This window comes from Streptomyces sp. 2P-4 (genome assembly GCF_030167965.1).
GTDB classification, from domain to species: domain Bacteria; phylum Actinomycetota; class Actinomycetes; order Streptomycetales; family Streptomycetaceae; genus Streptomyces; species Streptomyces globosus_A.
In genome coordinates this window covers 302,911-321,725 of sequence record NZ_CP095012.1, presented here as the reverse complement: position 1 = coordinate 321,725, position 18,815 = coordinate 302,911, and the positions used below count along the sequence as shown (strand labels likewise).

General features: G+C 77.7%; 13 protein-coding genes and 1 pseudogene. 5 read left to right on the top strand and 9 right to left on the bottom strand.

The window, feature by feature from the left end:
- Positions 1–207 precede the first annotated feature (207 nt).
- Entirely contained in the window at positions 208–1,059 is an 852-nt protein-coding gene (locus MUK52_RS32055) for a hypothetical protein (RefSeq protein WP_284581924.1), read from the bottom strand.
- A 657-nt stretch (positions 1,060–1,716) separates the two neighbouring features.
- Between MUK52_RS32055 and MUK52_RS32050 the strand changes: the two genes are divergently transcribed.
- The 3 genes from MUK52_RS32050 (at position 1,717) to MUK52_RS32040 (ending at position 5,767) form a co-directional block, all read left to right on the top strand.
- On the top strand, positions 1,717–2,748 hold the full coding sequence (locus tag MUK52_RS32050) for a CPBP family intramembrane glutamic endopeptidase (RefSeq protein WP_114059309.1): 1,032 nt from the start codon (positions 1,717–1,719) through the stop codon (positions 2,746–2,748).
- A gap of 497 nt (positions 2,749–3,245) precedes the next feature.
- Positions 3,246–3,488 carry a hypothetical protein gene (locus tag MUK52_RS32045; RefSeq protein WP_284581923.1) on the top strand — a complete coding sequence of 81 codons (243 nt, stop codon included), beginning with the start codon at positions 3,246–3,248 and terminating at the stop codon, positions 3,486–3,488.
- An 8-nt stretch (positions 3,489–3,496) separates the two neighbouring features.
- Positions 3,497–5,767, top strand: a complete 2,271-nt coding sequence (locus MUK52_RS32040) for a helix-turn-helix domain-containing protein (protein WP_284581922.1) — start codon at positions 3,497–3,499, stop codon at positions 5,765–5,767.
- 21 nt (positions 5,768–5,788) lie between these two features.
- Here the strand turns inward: MUK52_RS32040 and MUK52_RS32035 are convergent, their stop codons facing one another.
- Positions 5,789–6,592 carry a TioE family transcriptional regulator gene (locus tag MUK52_RS32035; RefSeq protein ID WP_284581921.1) on the bottom strand — a complete coding sequence of 268 codons (804 nt, stop codon included), beginning with the start codon at positions 6,590–6,592 and terminating at the stop codon, positions 5,789–5,791.
- A 105-nt stretch (positions 6,593–6,697) separates the two neighbouring features.
- Here MUK52_RS32035 and MUK52_RS32030 point away from each other — a divergent pair, with 105 nt between their 5' ends.
- On the top strand, positions 6,698–7,897 hold the full coding sequence (locus MUK52_RS32030; RefSeq protein ID WP_114059492.1) for an erythromycin esterase family protein: 1,200 nt from the start codon (positions 6,698–6,700) through the stop codon (positions 7,895–7,897).
- Between the two features lie 277 nt (positions 7,898–8,174).
- Here the strand turns inward: MUK52_RS32030 and MUK52_RS32025 are convergent, their stop codons facing one another.
- On the bottom strand, positions 8,175–8,966 hold the full coding sequence (locus MUK52_RS32025) for a thioesterase II family protein (protein ID WP_114059305.1): 792 nt from the start codon (positions 8,964–8,966) through the stop codon (positions 8,175–8,177).
- A 137-nt stretch (positions 8,967–9,103) separates the two neighbouring features.
- Positions 9,104–9,199: pseudogene (locus tag MUK52_RS32020) on the bottom strand (short-chain dehydrogenase); the annotation flags it as partial.
- Positions 9,200–9,301: 102 nt separating this feature from the next.
- Between MUK52_RS32020 and MUK52_RS32015 the strand changes: the two are divergent.
- Positions 9,302–9,985, top strand: a complete 684-nt coding sequence (locus MUK52_RS32015) for a GNAT family N-acetyltransferase (RefSeq protein ID WP_114059304.1) — start codon at positions 9,302–9,304, stop codon at positions 9,983–9,985.
- A 37-nt stretch (positions 9,986–10,022) separates the two neighbouring features.
- On the opposite strand, the gene MUK52_RS32010 is transcribed toward MUK52_RS32015, so the two are convergent.
- The 5 genes from MUK52_RS32010 to MUK52_RS31990 all read right to left on the bottom strand — a co-directional run bounded on the left by MUK52_RS32010 (position 10,023) and on the right by MUK52_RS31990 (position 18,813).
- A complete protein-coding gene (locus MUK52_RS32010) occupies positions 10,023–10,619 on the bottom strand; it encodes a dihydrofolate reductase family protein (protein ID WP_114059303.1) in 597 nt (198 codons plus the stop codon).
- 166 nt (positions 10,620–10,785) lie between these two features.
- On the bottom strand, positions 10,786–11,487 hold the full coding sequence (locus MUK52_RS32005) for a formyltransferase family protein (RefSeq protein ID WP_284581920.1): 702 nt from the start codon (positions 11,485–11,487) through the stop codon (positions 10,786–10,788).
- On the bottom strand, positions 11,484–14,858 hold the full coding sequence (locus MUK52_RS32000; protein WP_284581919.1) for a non-ribosomal peptide synthetase: 3,375 nt from the start codon (positions 14,856–14,858) through the stop codon (positions 11,484–11,486). Before MUK52_RS32000 ends, MUK52_RS32005 begins: the two co-directional genes overlap by 4 nt.
- Entirely contained in the window at positions 14,855–16,531 is a 1,677-nt protein-coding gene (locus MUK52_RS31995; RefSeq protein WP_284581918.1) for an NAD-dependent epimerase/dehydratase family protein, read from the bottom strand. Before MUK52_RS31995 ends, MUK52_RS32000 begins: the two co-directional genes overlap by 4 nt.
- On the bottom strand, positions 16,516–18,813 hold the full coding sequence (locus MUK52_RS31990; protein WP_284581917.1) for an AMP-binding protein: 2,298 nt from the start codon (positions 18,811–18,813) through the stop codon (positions 16,516–16,518). The genes MUK52_RS31995 and MUK52_RS31990 overlap by 16 nt, the downstream gene beginning before the upstream one ends.
- Positions 18,814–18,815: the final 2 nt, after the last annotated feature.

Below are 18,815 nucleotides of genomic sequence, written 5' to 3'. Positions count from 1 at the left end.
TTCCGCTTCTGTACGCCGCCTGCGGCGGGCACGGTCTGCTCGCCCGACCGGGAGCCCGGGGACGCGCGGGGGCCGCCACCCCCGGCGGGTGGCGGCCCCCGGCCCCGGTCGGGCCGTCAGATGCCGCGCCCGGGCGGGGCGATCAACTGGAGCAGGGTCGGGGCGCCATACAGGCCGTGGCGGGGGCGGGCCGCGGCAGCGGTCGGCTCAGGGGCGGGTGAGGGGGCGCCGGGTCTCGGCGCGGACGTCGAGGGTCAGGCGGGCGAAGCCGGCCAGGTCGACCGCGTCGGGGGCGCGGCCGACGGTGTCCGGGAGGACCCAGCCGACGAACGCGGCGGTGTTCCCGTCGCCCCACGCGCACACCGGGACGGTCGACTTGGCGCCCTCCTCGGTGAGCGTCAGGACCTGGCAGCTGACGGCGACCTCGGAGCCGGCGGGCCGGAAGAGCTGCGGCGGACCGGCTTCGGCCGCGCCCTCGGAGGTCCGGGCGCCGCGCAGGATCGAGTCGCGGACGGCTTCCGGGTGCTTGAACTGCCCGTACAGCCCGGAGAACGACAGCACCGCGGTCTTCTTCCCGGCGGAGCCGCTGTAGCGGCCGACGGCGGGCCGGGGGTCGTGGATGGTGGGGTCGCGCCGGACGGCCTCGCCGGCCAGTTCCTCCTTCATCGCCGCCGATTCGTCGTCGGTCAGCGTGTACCGGCCGCCGAGGAGGTGCTGCGGGACCGTCAGCATGTGCTCGGCCGGCGGGAACGCGCTGGTGGAGACGGCGCCGAGGACCTTCTGGGCGGGGACGGCGAGGACACCGAGGAGGACGAGGACGCCGGCCGTGATCGCGAGGGTGCGGCCTGCGCCGCCGCGGCGGGACGGGGCCCCGGGCGGGAACGGCGGCACGGCGGGCATCGGCGGCGCGGCCGACGCGGCCGCGGGCGACGCGGCCGCGGGCGGGAAGGCCCAGGGCTGCTGCGGGGGCGGGCCGGGCGGCGGCCCGAAACCGGAACCGGGGGGAGGCTGCTGCCCGCCGAGGGGGTGGGGCGGTCCGGACGGCGGGGATGTGCTCATGCCAGGCAACCTACCGGACCCGACCGGAATCCGGACCGGGCCCCGTCCCGTGCCCGCGCAGGCGGCCCGCACCGGCGGGGGCGGCGCCGGGCAGGCGGGTGCGGGCGCCCGGGACGGCCCCCTGCGGCCGCCGCCGGCGCCGATCCCGCCGCGCTGCGGGACGCGGAGTCCGCGTACGGGCTGGAGGTCGTCCTCGACGGCCTCGCGCTGCGGCTCCCCGGTGGGTGCTCCCCCGGTAGGCGCTCCCCCGCCCGCGGGCCGGCGGCGGAGGGGCGCGGGGGTGATCGCTTAGGGTGCCGGGGCGGCCGTGTGCCGTGCCGGGCCCGGTGATCGCGGTGTCCTGGGGCGAGGCGAGTGAAAGGGGCTTCGGCCGTGTCGGAGATATCGGAGCCGGGCCGGGCAGGGGATGCCGCGCGGGAGCGGCCGGAGGGCCGCGACCCGTGGGCACCTCCCGGATCGGCGGGCGACCCGTGGGCGCCCCCCGGGCCGGCGGCCGGGCCGCAGGCCCACCCCGGCGGGCCGCAGGCGTACCCCGGGGCCCCGCCGCTCGGGGGCGGGGAGGCGTATCACGGGGGCGCGCAGGGCGGGCAGCCCTACGCCGCCGTTCCGCACGGCGGGCCGTATGCGCATCCCGGCGCGGCCTGGGGGTGGCCGCCGGTGCAGCCGGAGCCGCCGCGGCGGGTCGCCGCGCCGGCCGGGACGCAGTACCACGAGCAGGCCCGAAACGGGCGTCAGCGCGCCTGGCACCGCCTCGGCGAGTTCGCCGTCGTGGCCGGGCTGTTCCTGGTGGCGATGGTGCTGCTGGTCGGGATCGGCATGGCGGTCGGCCAGGCGCTGGGGTTCGGCCCCGCCCCCGAGGACGGAGGCGACCGGCTGCTGGCCGACCCGCTCGCCGACCAGGCGCTCGCGCTGACCGGCCTGGCGCTCGGCATCCCGGCGGTGCTGCTGGGCGTGCTGTGGTGCGGGAGGCGGCCGCCGGGGACGGTCGTGTCGGTGGCCGGGCGGATGCGGTGGCGCTGGCTCGGGCTGTGCGCGGCCGTGGCGTTCGCGGTCATGGCCGTGCAGATGGGCGTCCTCGTGCTGTGGGAGTGGCTCGCGGCCGGGGACGAGGTCTTCGAGGGCGACGTCCCCGGGATGACGCGGCTGCTGGTGGGGCTGGTGTTGTTCGCGGCGCTGGTGCCTTTCCAGGCTGCGGCCGAGGAGTTCATCTTCCGCGGCTGGCTCGTCCAGTTCTTCGGCGGCTTCCTGCGCTCCCCCTGGCCCGGGGTGTGCGTGGCGTCCGTGCTGTTCGCGCTGGCGCACGGGTTCGGCGGGTGGAGCGGCTTCTTCCTGCTGCTGTACTCGGCGCTGTGGTGGGGGTGGCTCGTCCTGCGGACCGGCGGGCTGGAGGCCGTGATCGCCATGCACACGGCGAACAACGTCCTGTCGTTCGGGCTGGCGCTCGCCCTGGGGCAGTTGGCGGACGCCGGGACGGCCGCGGACGCGCCGTGGCAGGCGCTGGTCGTGGAGCTGGTGAGCGCGCCGGTGTTCTGCCTGGTCATCGACCGGATGGCGCGGGCCCGCGGCATCGCCTCGCGTCGGCCCGCGGATCCGGCCGGGGCACCGCCGGAGGCACCGGCCGCGCCGGGCCTGCCGGGCCTGCCGGGCGCCGGCAGCGGCACTGGCACTGGCACCGGCCTTCCCGCCTGAGCGGGTGCCGGCGTACGCCCCGGCGGGTCTTCGGTGTGCGGGGCGGAGGGGCGGGGGCCGCGCCAACGGCCCCCGCCGATGCGCGGATCCGGACCGTCGGCTCCCGCGGGAGGGGGCGCGAATCTTCACGGATGCGCCCCCGAGGGCAGTATGCGCGACAGAGGGTGTTGTTCAGTGCGGTCTCTTCTTCGTGAACGCTGCCCCGCCCCCAGGGTGGCCGTGACCTCGGAGGACGTATCGCCAGGCGCATAGTTCACGGACGGACGGCCCGGGCGGCGGCATGTTCACTGGGTCCGGCATCAGTGGATACAGCGGGCTATAGGGGCATTTTTCGGGCCAATGCCGGGGAGGGCGGCGTTCGGGCATGGTGGGTGGGCGCCCGTCGGCTTCCGGCCGCCGAGCGGCTGCCCGCAGCGCCAACTGCGGGCCCGCGCAGGCGCTTCGCACCTCGATCCGGACCGTTGCTTCGATCGGAGGATTCCGTGATGGGAATGTCCGTGGCTTCCGTTGGCTGGGTTCCGGGGCTGGGCGTACGCCCCTCCCCCGTACGCGTGAAGGTGGTCGTCGTCGTGGTGGTGGCCGTGGTCACCGCCGTCCTGGCCGTGCTCGGCCAGGACCCGGGAACGTCCCTCGCGGTGATCGTGATGGTCACCACGACGGGCCTGGAGCTGGCCCGCCGCATCTCCGGCGACGGCGGCACGGACGGTGCCGGCCCCGTCGTCCCGCCGGCCGGCCGGTAGCGGCCGACATGGCGACGGGACGGCGCGGGCGGCCCGAACAGCCGCTCGACACAAGCGTCCCGGCCCTGGCGGAGCTCGCGCGGGAACTGCGCGGGCTCCGTGCCGCGGCCGGGCTGACCCTGGCCCGCCTCTCCACGGACGTCAACTGGAGCAAGGGGGCGCTGAGCGCCGCCGCGTCGGGGCGGAGCCTGCCGCGCTGGGAGCTCGTACGGGCGTGGGTGCAGGCGTGCGACCCGGAGGCCAACCTCGACCTGTGGCAGGCCCGTTACGCGCGGGCCCGGGCGGAGCACCAGTGGGCCCGGGTCGTCCCGCCGCAGCAGGGCCCGGCCGCCGAGCCGCCGCCCGGCCCGAGGGACCTCGCCCCTCCCGCAGCCCCCCGCGCAGGCCTCCGCTCCGACCCGCGTACGGGCCCCCTCGCCGCCGCCGGCGGCGTGCCGGGGCCGCCCCCGATCCCGATCCCCGCCCGGGCAGGGACGGCGGGGCCCGCGGACCCCGCCGTCCCTGCGAACCCCGCCGCCGTCCCGTCCGACCGGCAGGCGGCCGCCGGCCCGGACGGCCCGGGCCCCGGCTCCCTGGAACGGGACGCCTGGCGGACCCTCGCCCCCGACCGGCGGCCCTGGGGCGTGTCCGCCCACCCGGCGCCGATCCCCCTGCGCTACACCACCGTCAGCCCGGACTTCACCGACGCCGGCCCCGACGCCCCCAACCTCGACGGGCGCTACGACGACATCGCCGACGTCCACGCCCTCGCCCGGGGGCGGCGCCTGCTCGTCCTGGGCGACCGCGGCTCCGGCAAGACCCAGCTCGCCCGGCACCTCGGCACCCGGCTGCTGACCTCGGCGGGCGCGGGGGCGGTGCCCGTGCTGGTGTCGCTGCGCGGCTGGCGCCCCCAGCCCGGCCCGGTCGACGACCTGCTGGCCTGGATCGCGGGCGCGCTCACCTGCTGCACTGCCGAGGACGTCCGCACCCTGCTCGGCAGGCACCTCCTGCTGCCCATCCTCGACGACTTCGACAGTCTCACCCTGCGCCAGCGGGCCTGCGCGCTGCACCTGTTCAACCGGCTGCCCGAGCAGGCCCCGTTCGTCCTGGTCAGCGGCTGGGCGGAGTTCACCGACACGGTGGAGCGGACCGACACCGTCATCGCCGGGAGCGCCGGGGTCCGGCTGCGCCCCCTCGGCGTCGACGACCTCGACGGGTGGATCCAGCGCAGCTCCCGTTCCCGTACGAAGCAGCGGGAGTGGGCGCGGGTGCTGGAGGCGCTCGCGGCCCGGCCCGACCTGCCGGCCGCCGCGGTCCTCGCCGACCCGACCCTGGCCGGCGCCGCCCGGCTGCTGTACACGGACGGGCGCGCGGACCCCGCGGAGCTGGTCGCCGAGGACGCGACGGAGGAGTCGCTGCAACTCCGGCTGGTGCGGCACCTGTTCGGGGCGTACCTGCCGTACCGCCAGCACCGGGGGCCGTTCCGCGAGCAGCGCCGCCACACGGCCCTGCGGCTGCTGGCCTTCCGGGAGAAGGAGGAGGGCGGGCCGGTCGGCGACCTGCGGGTGCTCTACTGCGGGCGGCGGCCGTCCCGGTGGCTGGCCGGCGCGTATGCGGCGCTGATGTGCGTGCTGGTGTGGTTGATGCTGAGCCTGGACGACTCCGTGAGCCGGGCCGACGACTCGTACTACGGGTCTGCGTACGGCACGTCCGACTCGGACCAGGGGCCGGCGTGGTTCCTGCTGGGCGTGCTTGCCGGGTTCGCCTGGTACGCGTACCAGCGGCACAGGCTGGATCCGCGGGCGCCGCGCGGCGATCCGGTCGGGCGGGTCTGGCAGGGGTTGCTGAAGGGCGTTCCGAGCGGGCTGGTGCTGCTGTTCGCGGTGGCGGTGTCGGATTCGGTCGTGGACGTCCTGTTCCTGACGGGGGCCGCGATGCTGCTGGGCTTCAGCTCGTGGTTCGCGGACCACACGGCGCGCCCTACGGGGAGGCTGTGGGTCGTCGGGGACCTCCCGGCGACGCTGCTGTGCTCCGCGCTCGTTCTCGCCGCCTCGGCCGCCTTCGTGCTGCTGGTGCCGCTCCTGGCGGGCAGCACCGTGACCGGGCACTGGATCCGGGCGGTCGTCTCGTCCCGGTTCGCCCTGTGGGGGCTGCCCCCGGACGCGGTGTACCGGCTGCTCGACGAGGCCGCCGCGCAGGAGGTGCTGCGGGCCGGGCCGGACGGGTGGTCGTTCACGCACCCGGCCATCGCCCGGTGGTACCGCCATGCGCCGTCCCTGCCGGAGTTCGACGGCCCGTGACGGGGCGCCGAGAGGGCGTGGTCATCCGGCGGGCGGCTGTGCGGCGGCGGGGTCCAGCCGGGCGGGGCCGTCGCGCAAGGCCAGGTAGTCGGCGAGCCGGGCGGCCGCGGTGAGCATGGCGACGCCCCGCGCGGTGAGTCGGCGCTGCCAGTCGTCGAGGGCGCTGGTGAGGGCGTCGGCACCCGGGCCGGTGGCGGCCCCGGTGCCGGCGGTCGCGCGGATCTGCCGGACGACGGTGGCGATGCGGTCCAGGGGGTAGCCGCCGCGCCGCAGGAGGTGGGCGAGTTCGGCGTCGCGTCCGTCGGCCTCGCGGTAGACGCGGTACCCGGTGCCGGTATCGCGGGCGGGGTCGAGGATGCCGGCGGCCTCCCAGTTGCGCAGGGTGGCCGGGGTGACGCCTAGCCGGCGGGCGAGTTCGCCGACGGTCAGGGGCCCGCCGGCCCGGGCGGGCCGCGCAAAGGTGGGCTGCTCGGGGGCGGGCCGGTCGGGGGCGGGGGGCGGCTCTGCCGCCAGGTGGCCGACGGCCTGCCGTACGGCGGCGAGGGTCTCCCGGTCGCGCAGCAGCCGGGCATGTCCCCGGTCGACGGTGTCGAGGGCGTCGTCGAGGGCGTGGCGGTGGACGGCGTTCATGATGCGGCCGGCCGGCTGGTGCCCGTACGCGGCGACGAGCGCGAGGAAGGCGCGCAGTGCGGCCGCGTGCAGCGTGGTGTAGACGCGGTAGCCGCTGGGGGTGCGCTCGGCGGGCGGGAGGAACCCGTCGCGCTCGTAGTTGCGGACGGCCTGGGTGGAGAGGCCGTGGCCGCGGGCCAGGTCGGCTGGGCGCATCGCTTCCCTGCTGTTTGAGACTTTGGAAACGGAGAGGCCCTCTATCCAAGGCGGATGGGGAGCAAAGCCTCCACCGAGCTTTCAAAGATACGCTTGCGGGACATGATGAGTCGGGAGATCCGGAAATTCGTCCCTGCGTCGTGCGGCCTGCTGGGCCTGGGAGAGCCGACGCACCTCGAACCCGCCTTCGGGTGGGTCCGCAACGACCTGTTCGAGCAGCTCGTCGGGCTCGGCTTCCGGTCGGTCGCCCTGGAGGTCGACCGGGTGGCCGCGCTCGCCGTCGACGACTACGTCCGCAAGGGGCAGGGGACCCTCGACGCGGTGATGCGCGAGGGGTTCAGCCACGGCTGGGGTGAGTCGGCGGCCAACCGGCGGCTCGTCGCCTGGATGCACGCGTACAACCGGAGCCGGCCCCCTCGGGAGCGGCTCGCCTTCCACGGCTTCGACGCGCCGACGGAGTCCATGAGCGCGCCCAGCCCCCGGCCTTACCTGGAGCACGCCCGCGCCCACCTGGGCCTGGACCTCGGCGTCGACCTCGCGGAGCTGGCCGGCGACGACGGGCGGTGGAGCCGGCCGGAGGCGGTGCTGGACGCGGCGGCCTCGCCGGGGGCCGAGCCGGCGGCCGCGGCGCTGCTGGCGCTCGCCGACGACCTGTGGGGCGCACTGTACTCCCGTGCCCCGGAGCGGATCGCGGCCACGTCGCGGGAGGAGTGGCACCGGGCGGGCGTGCACCTCGCCGCCGGGCGCGGCCTGTTGCGCTACCACCGGCAGGCGGCGCGGCCCATGGACCGGCCGGAGCGGTTGCGGGGGCTGCTGGCCGTGCGGGACGGGCTGATGGCGGAGAACCTGCTCGCCATCCGCGCCGCCGAGGCCGGGCGCGGCCCGACGCTGGTGTCCGCGCACAACCTGCACCTCCAGCGGCCGCCGAGCAGCATGCGGCTGGGCGACGCGGACCTCACCTGGTCCGGTGCCGGCGCGGTGGTGGGGGCCCTGCTGGGGGCGGAGTACGCGTTCGTCGCGGGCAGCCTGGGCCGCAGCGCGGCGATCGGCCTGGGCGAGCCGGAGCCCGACACGTACGAGGGGCTGCTGCAGCGCCGGGCGGAGGGCGCCGCGTGGGGGCTGGCTCCGGCCCCCGAGGCCGACTCGGCCCGCGCGCGCACCGACACCGTGCCGCAGCAGGGCTGCTTCCCTCTCGGGGCGGCGGTCTTGGCGGGCGCGGCAGCGGTCCTCCACATCCCGGACGGCCCGCAGGCGGCCGCCGGCCACCCGGCCGACGCGGCGACGGCGGCCACAGCAGCCGGGTAGCCGGGCCGGGGGCTCACCTGGGGCTGCCGCCCGTCGGGCCGGGGAACCGGTGGTGTTCCCCGGGCCCCCGTCCCCTGCTCCTCGGCCGGTGGCGGCCGCTCCGATCGGTCACGGCCTCGGCCGCCCGCGGCCTCCGCGGCGCGGCGCGGCGCAGGCAGCGGCCGGATCCGGCGTCGGCGGGCGCGGTGGACCCGGCCCCCTCCGGGCGCACGCGATCGGGGGAACGTACGCCGTGGCCTGCGGCGGCGCGACCGGCGCCCGGGGCCGGACGGCGCCGTCAGCGGGCCGCCGCGCGGAGGGCGGTCGTGACCAGGCCGGCCAGGGTGTCCTCGCGGCCCTGGAGGTAGAAGTGACCGCCGGGAAAGATGCGGGAGGTGAAGTCCTCGGTGGTGGCCTCGGCCCAGGTGGCGAGGGATTCGGGCGGGCAGCCCGCGTCGGAGTCGCCGCCGAGCGCGGTCACCGGGACGGGGACGCGGGCCAGGGGGCGGGCCGGGCGGTACCGGGTGAGCTGCCCGAAGTCGCCGTGCAGGGAGGGCATCAGGAGTTCGCGGAGTTCGGGGATGTCGTACACCTCGGGCTGGGCGGCGCCCTGGTCGCGGACGTAGGCGAGGAGGGAGTCGTCGTCAAGGGCGGGCAGGTTGGTGCGGTCGCGTACGGGGGCGGGTGCGCCGGAGACGAAGAGGCGGACGGGCAGGGCCTGCGGGGCGTGCCGGGCGAGCCGCAGGACGGTCTCGTACGCGACGAGCGAGCCCATGCTGTGGCCGAAGACGACGGTGGGCAGGGCGGGGAGCGCGGCGAGGGCGGCGGCGACCGCGTCGGCGAGCTCGCCGAGGGTGTCGGGGCAGGGCTCGCCGAGCCGCTCCTGGCGGCCGGGGTACTGGACGGCCAACAGCTCGGTGTCGGCCGGCAGGTGGCGGGCCCACGGCTGGTAGGCGGGGGCGGCGCCGCCGGCGTGGGGCAGGCAGACGACACGGGAGCGGAAGCCGGTGACGGGCGCGTAGGCCGCCGTGCCGGGGGTGCGGCCGGCTGCGGGGGTGAAGCGCTTCAGCCAGCGGTCTGCGTCCTGCATCCTGGTTTCTCCGGTCGTTCGTGCGCGTACGGGCGTTCCGCCGCCCGCCCGGCGGTCGGCCCGCCGGGCACCAGGATGCCGGTGCCGGATGCGCGCCCGGGCACCGGGGCCCGGGACGACGCGGTGGCCGGCGGCGGCTACAGCGGCTCGCCGAGGGGGCCGTGGACCGGTTCGAGGGCGTCGGCCCAGTGGACGGCGAAGTCGGGCTGGGTGCCGTCGGTGTCGGTGAAGCCGAGCGGGCGGCCTGCGCGGCGGCAAACCGGACCCGTCAGCGGACGGCGGCGGGGGACGGCCGCTCGCCCCACGACCCGTTGCGGTCATGCTCTAATCGCCGGATGGCGAAGATCGAATCAGAGCTGATACGGCGCTGGCTGAACGGCTGGACCGCGGCCCGCTCCCTGCCCGAGGCCGAGTCGGTCGGGTCAGCCGGGGACGGCCTGCGGTCAAGATGCGACCAACCCGGCCGCGAGGTCGAGGTGTTCGCGCTCCGCGCGGACGAGGACCCCGCATCGTTGACACGGCTGGCGGCAGCCGTGGCCGCCGCGAGGCAGACCACCTGGCTCACGGTGCCCACACAGCGCCCGGACGCCGTCGAAGCCGTCGTCAACGCCGCCGGGCTGGAGCTGCTCCACCGGTCCGAGTGGCTCATGTCGGCCGATCTGGGCGGACACCCGCAGCACGCGCCCGCCGCACCGTACGAGCGCGAGGTCCGCACCGACGGACCGGTCACGGCCGTCTCCCTCCGCCACCCCTCCGGAGAGGTGGCGGCGCGCGGCACCGTCGCCGTGGTCGGCGCCGACGCGGTCGCCGACCGCATCGAGACGGACCCGGCGCACCGGCGACGCGGCCTGGGACGCGCCGTGATGGGCGCTCTGGCGGAGGCCGCCGTGGCCCAGGGCGCCCGTACCGGTCTCCTCATCGCCAGCGAGGAGGGGCGGCGCCTCTACTCCTCGCTGGGCTGGCGCCGGGAAGCCGGCGTCGTGATCGCCCGGGGGCCGGCGGCTCCCTCCGGCCGGTAGGCCCGCCCGCACCGGGCGGGCCCGGGCCGCCCTGGGGTCAGGCAGTGGTGCGGGTGTAGGTGAGGAACACCGCTCCGCTCTTGAGGACCGTGTGGTCGGCGAGCGTCCACGTGCGGGGGTCGAAGACCGCCTTGCGGGAGAACAGCGGGATCCCGTCGCCCAGGGTGAGCGGGGCGACCTTGAGGACCAGCATGTCGATCTCCGCGTACAGGGATCCGGCCAGCTCGGCGCCGCCGATCAGCCAGATGTCCTTGCCGTCCTGCTGCTTGAGCTCGCGCACGGTCGCCACCGGGTCGCCGGAGACCAGCTCGACGGCCGGGTCGGGAAGCTCCGTGAGGGTGCGGGAGAACACGAGGTGCCGCAGGTGCGGGTAGGCGTCGGCGATGCCGGCCGCAAGGCCGATCTCGTACGTGCGGCGCCCTTCGAGGACGGTGTCGAACCGGGTGCCCTCGGCCGTGACGGACAGCGCCTGCCGGGCATGGACGGGCAGAGTCTCCGGGTACTCGGCGACGAGGTGCTCGATGTAGTCCTCCGCGATCGGCCAGAAGCCGTTCGGACCGGTCGGGTCGGCGCCGTCCGGGCCGGCGATGAAGCCGTCGAGCGTGGTGGCGATGTAGTAGACGAGTCGGCGCACGCCGGGTCCCTCCTGTGGGTCCGCTGCGGTACGCCCCGGGCCGTCGGCCGGCAGCCGGGTCGCGCGCCGCGGAACGATCATGGCATCGGGTCGCGGGGCGGCCCAACCCCGTTTGCTGCGGAGGAAGTTCCCGTACGCATACGGGAGGCCGGGCGGCCGCCCCGGCTCAGGGTCCTACGCGGTGCAGGGCCTCGGCGACCTCGGGGGCGTGGACCGCGAAGGGGCCGAGGTCGGTGGCGCGTGCGAAGGAGGGGGAGCCGCGGTGCTCCCCGAGGCGGGCGAGGGCCCGCCGCCCGTAGTACGCGCCCGGCCCTGCGGCGGCCGGCGGGTTCGGCCGGGCGGCCGGGGGCCGTTCGCCCGCGGCCACGGCAGGCAGCGTCTGCTCGAACAGCGCCTGGCAGGCGCGGACGCCGCGCAGCATCACCTCGTGGAAGCGGTCCGCGGGCCCGATGGGGAAGCGCTGCTCGGCGAGCACGGGGCCGGTGTCGATCCCGGTGTCGACCTCGTGCACGGTGGCCCCGTACTCGGTGTCCCCGTGGAGCAGCGCGAACACCACGGCGGCGGACGGCAGTCCCCGGTGCTGCGGCAGCAGCCCGTTGTGGACGTTGACGATGCGGAGCCCCAGCGACAGCACCGGGGCGCGGAAGACCTGCCGGTTGTTGACCGACCAGACGACCCCGTCGGTGCAGGCCGCCGCCAGGTCGGCGGCCGCCGCGTTGACGTCGGCCGCGGCGAGGTGCGCCGTGCCGGGGCCGGCGGCCGCCGCGTCGAGCGGGTCCGAAGAGCAGACCAGGTCGACGCGGTGGCCTCCGGCGGCGGCGTGGGAGACGGCACGGCGCAGCAGGGCGCCCTCTCCGACGAAGATCATGCGGTGGTTCCTTCGCGTACGGCGGTGAGGCGGTCGCAGACCCGGCCGAGGGTCAGGTCGCGGACCAGGACGGCGAGGTCCTCGGTGAGGCGGCGCGCCTGGTCCGGGGTGAGCAGGTCGGCGCTGACGGCGCTCAGCATCTCGACGAGGGCGAGCGAATCGCCGCCGAGCGCCTGGAAGTCGGAGTCGGCGGTCAGCGCGGAGGCGTCGACCCCGAGGACGGTCGCCCAGTGGCGGGCCACGCGGGCGTGCAGCGCCGCGGGGCTGCCGCCGGGGTCGGTGCCGGCCGGCTCGGGAGGCTCGGGAGGCTCGGGAGGCTCGGCCGTGGGTGGGGCGGCGGTTCCGGCGAACGGGTCGGGGAGGGCGTCGAAGTCCGTCTTGCCGCTCACGGTGGCGGGCAGGGCTGCGACGGTCAGGACGTGCGCCGGGATCAGGTGCCGGGGCAGGATCCCGGCCAGGTGGGCGCGGAGCTCGTCCGCCGAGGGCGCACCGGCGGAGGGCGCCGGGCCGGACTCGGCCGGGGCCGCCGGGTCGGCGGCCGCCGGGGCTGTGGCCGTGGTGCCGCGGGCGGGGACTGCGTACGCGCACAGGACCGGGCCCCGTGCGCCCGGTCGGCGCCGGGTCGTGACCGCGGCGCGGGCCACGCCGGGGTGTGCCTCCAGGGCTGCGGTGATCTCGGCGGGCTCGATGCGGTGGCCGGCCACCTTCACCTGGCCGTCCGCCCGCCCTGCGAAGGCGATGCCGCCGCCCGGGAGGCGGCGTCCGAGGTCGCCGGTGCGGTACGAGCGCATCCCGTCGGGCCCGGTCGCGAACGGCGTGCCGGCGCCGGCCGGTTCGGCGGGCGCCTGATCGGGGCGGTGGTAGCCGCGCGCCACCTGCACGCCGTGGACGACGATCTCGCCGACGCGGCCGGCGTCCTGCGGGCCGGACCCGATGGGCGTGCCGTCCTCCGCGACCAGGTCGACGCGGAGGTCCGGGCCCGGTGTGCCCAGCGGCAGCGAGGGGCCCGTCTCGGTGTCGTCCACGACGTGGGCGAGGCAGGCGACGGTGGCCTCGGTCGGCCCGTAGCCGTTGATCAGCCGGCAGCCGGTGCCGAAGGCGGCGTACGCGGAGCGGACGGCCGCCGGGGTCAGTTCCTCGCCGCCGAGCAGGAGGGTGCGCAGGCGGCCGCCGCCGTCGCCGTCGAGGAGGGCCAGGTGGGACGGTGTCAGGGCGAGCGTGTCGGCCCGGTGTTCGGCGACGAGCGCGCGGAGCACGGCGGGGGACGGCGCTTCCGGGGCGAGGACGGCCGTTCCGCCGGCCAGCAGGGGCAGGAACAGCGGGAAGCAGGAGATGTCGAAGGCGTAGGAGGAGGCGAAGCCGAAGCGGGTGCCTTCGCCGACGCGGCACAGGCCGGTCATCCAGCGGACGAAGGCGGCCAGCCCGCGGTGCTCGACCAGGACGCCCTTGGGGCGGCCGGTCGAGCCGGAGGTGTGCATGACGTACGCCAGGTCGCCCGGGGCCGGTGCGGTGCCGGCCGCAGCCGGGGGGTCGGCGGGCTGCGCGGGCGTCGGCACGTCCTCGACGGCCAGGAGCTCGCCGGGGACGAACCCGGCGAGTCCGGGGACCAGGTGGCGCCGGGTCAGCGTGAGACGGGCGCCGCAGGACGCGAGGACGCCGCGGACCCGCGGGCCGGGGTGGGCCGGGTCGAGGGGGACGTAGGCGGCGCCGGCCTTGAGGATCCCCCACAGCGCGGCCACGCCCTCCGGGGTGCGGTCCACGACGAGGCCGACGAGGTCCTGGCGGGCGGTTCCGCGCCGCACAAGCTCTGCGGCGACCGCGTCGGAACGCCGGTCCAGCTCCGCGTAGGTGACCGGTCCGGCGGGCCCGTCGAGGGCCACGGCCGCGGGGGTACGGGCGGCCTGCGCGCGGAACAGGTCGACGACAGTCGCGCTGGCCGGGGCAGCCTGGGCGGAGGGGACAGCCGGGGCGGCCGGGGCGCCCGTACGAGTGTCGGCGCCGCCTGCGAGAAGCCGGTCGAGGACGGCGTCCAGGAAGGCGGGGGCGCGGCGCGGCAGGGAGGGGTCGGCGGCGCGGACGCCGAGGGTGATCTCGGTCGTGTCGGCCGTCTCCGCGACGGCGAACGACAGCGGCACCAGCGGCGCGTGCGCGGGCAGGGCGTAGGCCGTGGCGGCGGTGAACCCGCCGCCGGAGAGCCCGCCGGTGTCGAGCCGCCCGAGGTGGGAGACGACGGCGGAGGCCAGGTGCCGGTCCGTGCGTACGGCGGCGGACTGCGCGGCGCGCAGCAGCGCGGCGAGGGCCGGGCCGGGCAGGCGGCGGACGAGCCCGGCTTCGAACCCGGCGGCGAGTTCGCCGCCCGCGGTGAGCGCGGTCAGCAGGCGGGTGTGGGCGGCGGCCCAGTCCTGGCCGGGGCGCAGGTCGAGGAAGAGGGGCAGGGTCAGGTTGCCGGTGGCGGCGGCGAGGTGCGGGAGGTGGCGGCGCAGGTCCACGGGGACCATGGCGCGCGTGTCGAGCCGTGCCGTGTCGGCGACGGCCTGGGCGAGCCGGGCGGTGAGCGCGGGGTGCCGGCCGGGCAGGGTGCGGCGCAGCCACAGCGTCTGCGACGGGGAGCCGGCGGCCGCGGCGGGGCCGAGCGGGGAGCGCCGCCCTGGCAGCGGCGCGGGCCGCCGGCGGGGTCGGCCGCCCTGGTCGGCGGCGAGCCGGCGCAGCACGCCGAGGTCGGTGGACGGGTCGGCGGCGGGCCGGGCGGCCTCGCCGCGGAGGGCGCGGAAGACCTCGCGCACCCAGGTGAGGGCGCCGTGCCCGTCCATCAGGGCGTGCGAGGCGCTGAACACGAGGGTGGTGCGGGCACCTCCGGCACCGGGCACGACGAGCACCTCGCAGCCCGGCTGGTCCGCCGGGCCGGACCGGTCGGTGAGGAGGCGGGCGGTGTGCGGGTCCGATACGTCGAACCGGCCCCGGGCGGGGGGCGCGTGGAGGACGTGCGGCGGCGGGCCCCCGGCCGTCCACAGGGGGCCGCTGCGGACGAGCCGGGAGCCGGGGCACGTCTGCGCGGCCCGTGCGACGGCGGTGCGGAGCCGGTCGGGGTCGGGGAGGCCGTCGCCTTCGACGACGATCCGCAGGGCCATGGCACCGCGCGGCTGCCCGGCGGCGAGGTAGAGCCGCTCGGTGGGCGACACGGGCCGCCGGTACACACCGCCGGGCGTGCGGGCCTCCTCCGGCGGGGCGGGTGTGCCGGACCCGGCGGACGGCCGGGGCGCCTCCGACGGGCCTGAAGTGTTCTGCGGGCCCGCCTCGTCGGAGGCTGCGGGTGTGCGGGGCTGCTCCGGCTGGTTCGAGGTGCCGGGCGGGTGCGGTGTGCTGGTGGTCATCGTGAGGTGTCCTCTCGGCCGGCGGGTCCGGCCGGATCGGTGGATCCGTGACGCGGCGTCCCCCCTCCGGGCGCCGCCCCTCCGCCGGCGTCTGCGGGCCGCGCGGCTCCGGCACGTGTGGTGCCGGTGGGGCGGGTCCCGTGCGCGGGGCGGCCGGAGTCGTCGCTCTCGGGCTCTGCCGGTGCGCGGCGCGGCGTGCCGGGGGGCCTGGGCTGTCCCGCGGGACCGCGTGCGGCGCGGCGGCCGCGGCCCGCGGCAGCGGACGGGATGTCGGCGGGGCCGCGAGCGGACGTCGGGCTCGTACCGGAGGCCGGCGCAGGACTGGAGGCAGGTGCAGTACCGGAGGCAGGTGCAGAGCCCGGCGGTGTGTCGGCCGGAGGGTGCGGGGCCGGGTGTTCGGCGGGGTCCGCTGCGGGGCCGGTGTGCGGGTGGGCGGTGCTGCGCGGGGTGGCGGGGGCGGCGTGCTGCCGGCGCGGGCGGGCCGCGGTGTGTGCGGCTGCGGTACGGGGTCCGGCGGTGCCGCCGCCTGGTGCCGTTTCTGCCGGCGGGTGCGGGGCGCGTGCCGGGGCCGGGGGTGTGGCGTCCGGGGTGTGCGTGTGGGCGGGGCGGGGGCGGGGGGCCGTCCAGGACGCGACGCCGCCCTGCGCGGCGACCCAGCGGGTCAGGCCGGCCAGGCCGTCCTCCCGGGTGCGGACGGGGGTGTAGCCGAGGTCGCGGCGGGCCGCCGTCGTGTCGTACGTGCTCGAACGGGTCAGCAGGGCCATCATGTACCGGCTGATCGGCGGGCTCGTCCGGGCCCGGGCCGCGGCGTCCGGGCGCAGCCGCCACACCGCCTCGACCGCCGCGGCGAGCGCCCGGCCCGCGGGCAGCGGGATGCGGGGCGCGGGCGGCGGGCAGCCGAGGCGGGCGGCGACGTCGGCGAGGAACGGCCACAGGTCGGTCGTCTCCTCGTCCGCGACGAAGTACGCGCGCCCGCCGATGCGTTCCGCCGGGGCGGACACGGCGGCCCGCAGGCAGGCGTCGACCGCGTTGTCGACGTGGCAGAGGGAGACCAGGACAGGTCTGCCGCCCGACAGGTCCGGGAGGCGTCCCGCGTGCAGGGCGCCCATGAGGCGGGGCAGGAACCCGGCGTGGTCGCGCGGCCCCCAGATGCCGCGGGGCCGCAGGGCGCAGGTGGTGAAGCCGGCGGTGTCGGCGGCGAGGACGTGCTGTTCGGCGACGGCCTTGGTCGCGCAGTAGTCGTTGAACCAGCGGGTGGGGTAGGGGGTGGTCTCGTCGATGCCGAGCCGGTCCCCCTCCCGCAGGTGCATCAGCGCGCTGGGGCTGGAGACGAACACGAACCGGCGCGCGCCGGCGGCGCGGGCGGCGTCCATCAGCCGCAGCGTGCCGGTGACGTTGGCCTCGGTGAACTGGGCGCGGGTGCCGTGGTCGACGACGCGGGCGGCGCTGTGCAGGACGGCTTCGCAGCCGTCGGCGGCGCGCCGGAGCGAGTCGGGGCGGGTGAGGTCGCCGGTGACGAGTTCGACTCCGGGCAGGGTGCGCAGCCGGTCGGTGTCGCTGCCGGGGCGGACGAGGGCGCGTACGCCGTGGCCGGAGCGCAGGCAGGCGTCGGCGAGGTGGCCCCCGAGGAAGCCGGTGGCTCCGGTGATCAGGATTTTCACAGCTGCCGCCACCAGGTCGCCCCGTAGAGCATGGTCAGGCCGACGGCGGCGGGGCGGCGGATGCCGGCCGCGCGGGCCCGGGGCAGGGCCAGCGGGATCTGGACGGCGTGCCCGGCCGTGCTGAGCACGGCGTCCGCCCACCACAGCAGGCGCGGCAGGCGCGCTTCGGGCACGCCGACGGCCGCCGCCCATACGGCGCCGCCGACGAGGTACGCCCACCCGGCGAGCGGGACGAGCCGGGCGGCGCGCCGGCGGGGTGTCGGGGAGGTGGGAGGGGTGAGGCGGCGTTCGGCCCAGCGGGCGAGCTCCTCGCGGCCGATCTTGGCGTTGTGCCGGATGTCGACGGGGAAGCCGGGGTGGTGCAGGAACTCCTCGACGCCGGTGGTCGGTGCGTGAGCGCAGGCGAGGGCGCGCAGTTCGGCGGTGAGGCGCTGCCAGGCGGCGTCGTCGAGGTGCTCGTCGACGGTCTCGACGCAGACGACCGGGCGGAGGCGGTCCCGCCGCGGGTCCGCGGGCGCACCGCCGGGGGCGGTGCCGGATGGCCCTCCGGGCGCTGAGCCGCCGGCGGCTGTCGCGCTGCCAGCGGCGGTGCCGCCCTCGGCGGTGCGGCGGGCGGTGTCGGTGTTCGTGTGTGCGCTGCTGCCCGCGGCGGCGCGGGCGGGAATCGTCCTCTGGGCGGTGCCGCGTGCGGTGCCGCTGCGGGTCGTCGTGCGTCCGCCGCGGCCCCAGCCGCTGTCCGGGGCTGCGGGGATGCCGACCAGGGCCGTGCGGCGGACCTGGGGGTGGGCGTTGAAGACGCCCTCGCAGCGGACCGTGTGGAGGTCGCGGTGCTCGGTGCGGACGCGTTGCGCGGAGCGGCCGCAGAACCAGAGGCGGCCGTCGTCGTCGAGGTAGCCGAGGTCGCCGGTGCGGTGCCAGGCGGGGCCGGCAGGGTCGGCGGCGTCGGGCACCTTGTGGAGCCGGTCGGCGTCCGGGGAGTGGTGGTAGCGGGGGCTGACGCAGTCGCCGCGGACGGCGATCTCGCCGACCCGGCCCGCCGGGAGGTGGGGTGCGGGGCGGGGCAGCGGGCCGTCCGTGACGGGCAGGATGGCGAGGCGGATGCCGGGGACGGGGCGTCCCACGCAGGTTCCGGCGCCTTCGGCGGCGCGTGCCGCCGTACCGCCGCCACCGCCGCCACCGCCGGGGGCCGCGTCCGCGTCCGCGGCCGGGCCAAGGAGTTCCTCCGCCTCGATCGACGTGACCGGCAGCGCCTCCGTCGCCCCGTACGTGACGTGGATGCGGGCCCGCGGGTCCAGTACGCGGCGCAGCGCGGCCACCGTCGTGTCCGGTACGGGTGCTCCGCCGCCGACGACGCAGTGCAGGTCGGGCAGCGGGTGGCGGCCGGGGGCGGCGGCGCCGAGGTGGGCGGCGAGGGGGCCGAGGAGGGCGGGCGAGGCGAACATCGTGGTGACGGCGAAGCGTTCGAGCGCGTCGACGACGAGCGCGGGGTCGGCCTGGGCGACGCGGGAGGGGGCCAGCGGGGCGAGGACGAGGGTGGAGCCGTAGACGAGGTCGAGGACCCCGTAGAACGGCAGGGTGACCAGGGAGGTGTCGTCGCGGGTGCGGCCGTGCACGGCCTCGATCTGGCGGGCGATGGACAGGGCCATGCGGTGGGTGTACTCGACGCCCTTGGCGGGGCCGGTGCTGCCGGTGGTGAAGCCGATCATCAGCAGGTCGTCGCGGCCCGCGGCCACGGGTGCGGCCGCGCCGCCCTCGGCGCCGAGGGTCCGTAAGGCGGTGAGGGTGCGGGCCCTGCCGAGGCGGTGCCGTCCCAGGGTGACGGGGACGCGGATCCCGGCGAAGGTGCGGCGGCCGAGGAGGCGGGCGGCGTGCGCGAGGGGCGGCCCGATGAACGCCTCGGCTCCGACGGTGCGGTAGCAGTGCAGCATCCGGCGGACGCCCATGCCGGGGTCGACGACGACGGGCACGGCGCCGACCCGGAAGAGGGCGAAGGCGAGGGCGAACAGTTCGGGTCCGGGCGGCGCCATCAGGACGGTTTTGGTGCCCTTGGTGATGCCGGCGCGGACCAGGCCGGCGGCGAGCTCCTCAACGGTCTGCTGGAGCCGGCCGTAGGTGAGGGTCCGGTAGGCGGGGCGGGCGCCGTCGCGCCGCGGGCCGCCGACCGGGTGGATGACGGCCGGCTTGTCGGGGAAGGCGCGGGCGTTGCGTTCGAGGAGGCCGGCCAGGCTGTGGGCGCCGAGGTCGTCGGCGGCTGCGGGCCGGGCTCCGGCCGGGGTGGCGGTCGTGGTCGGCATGG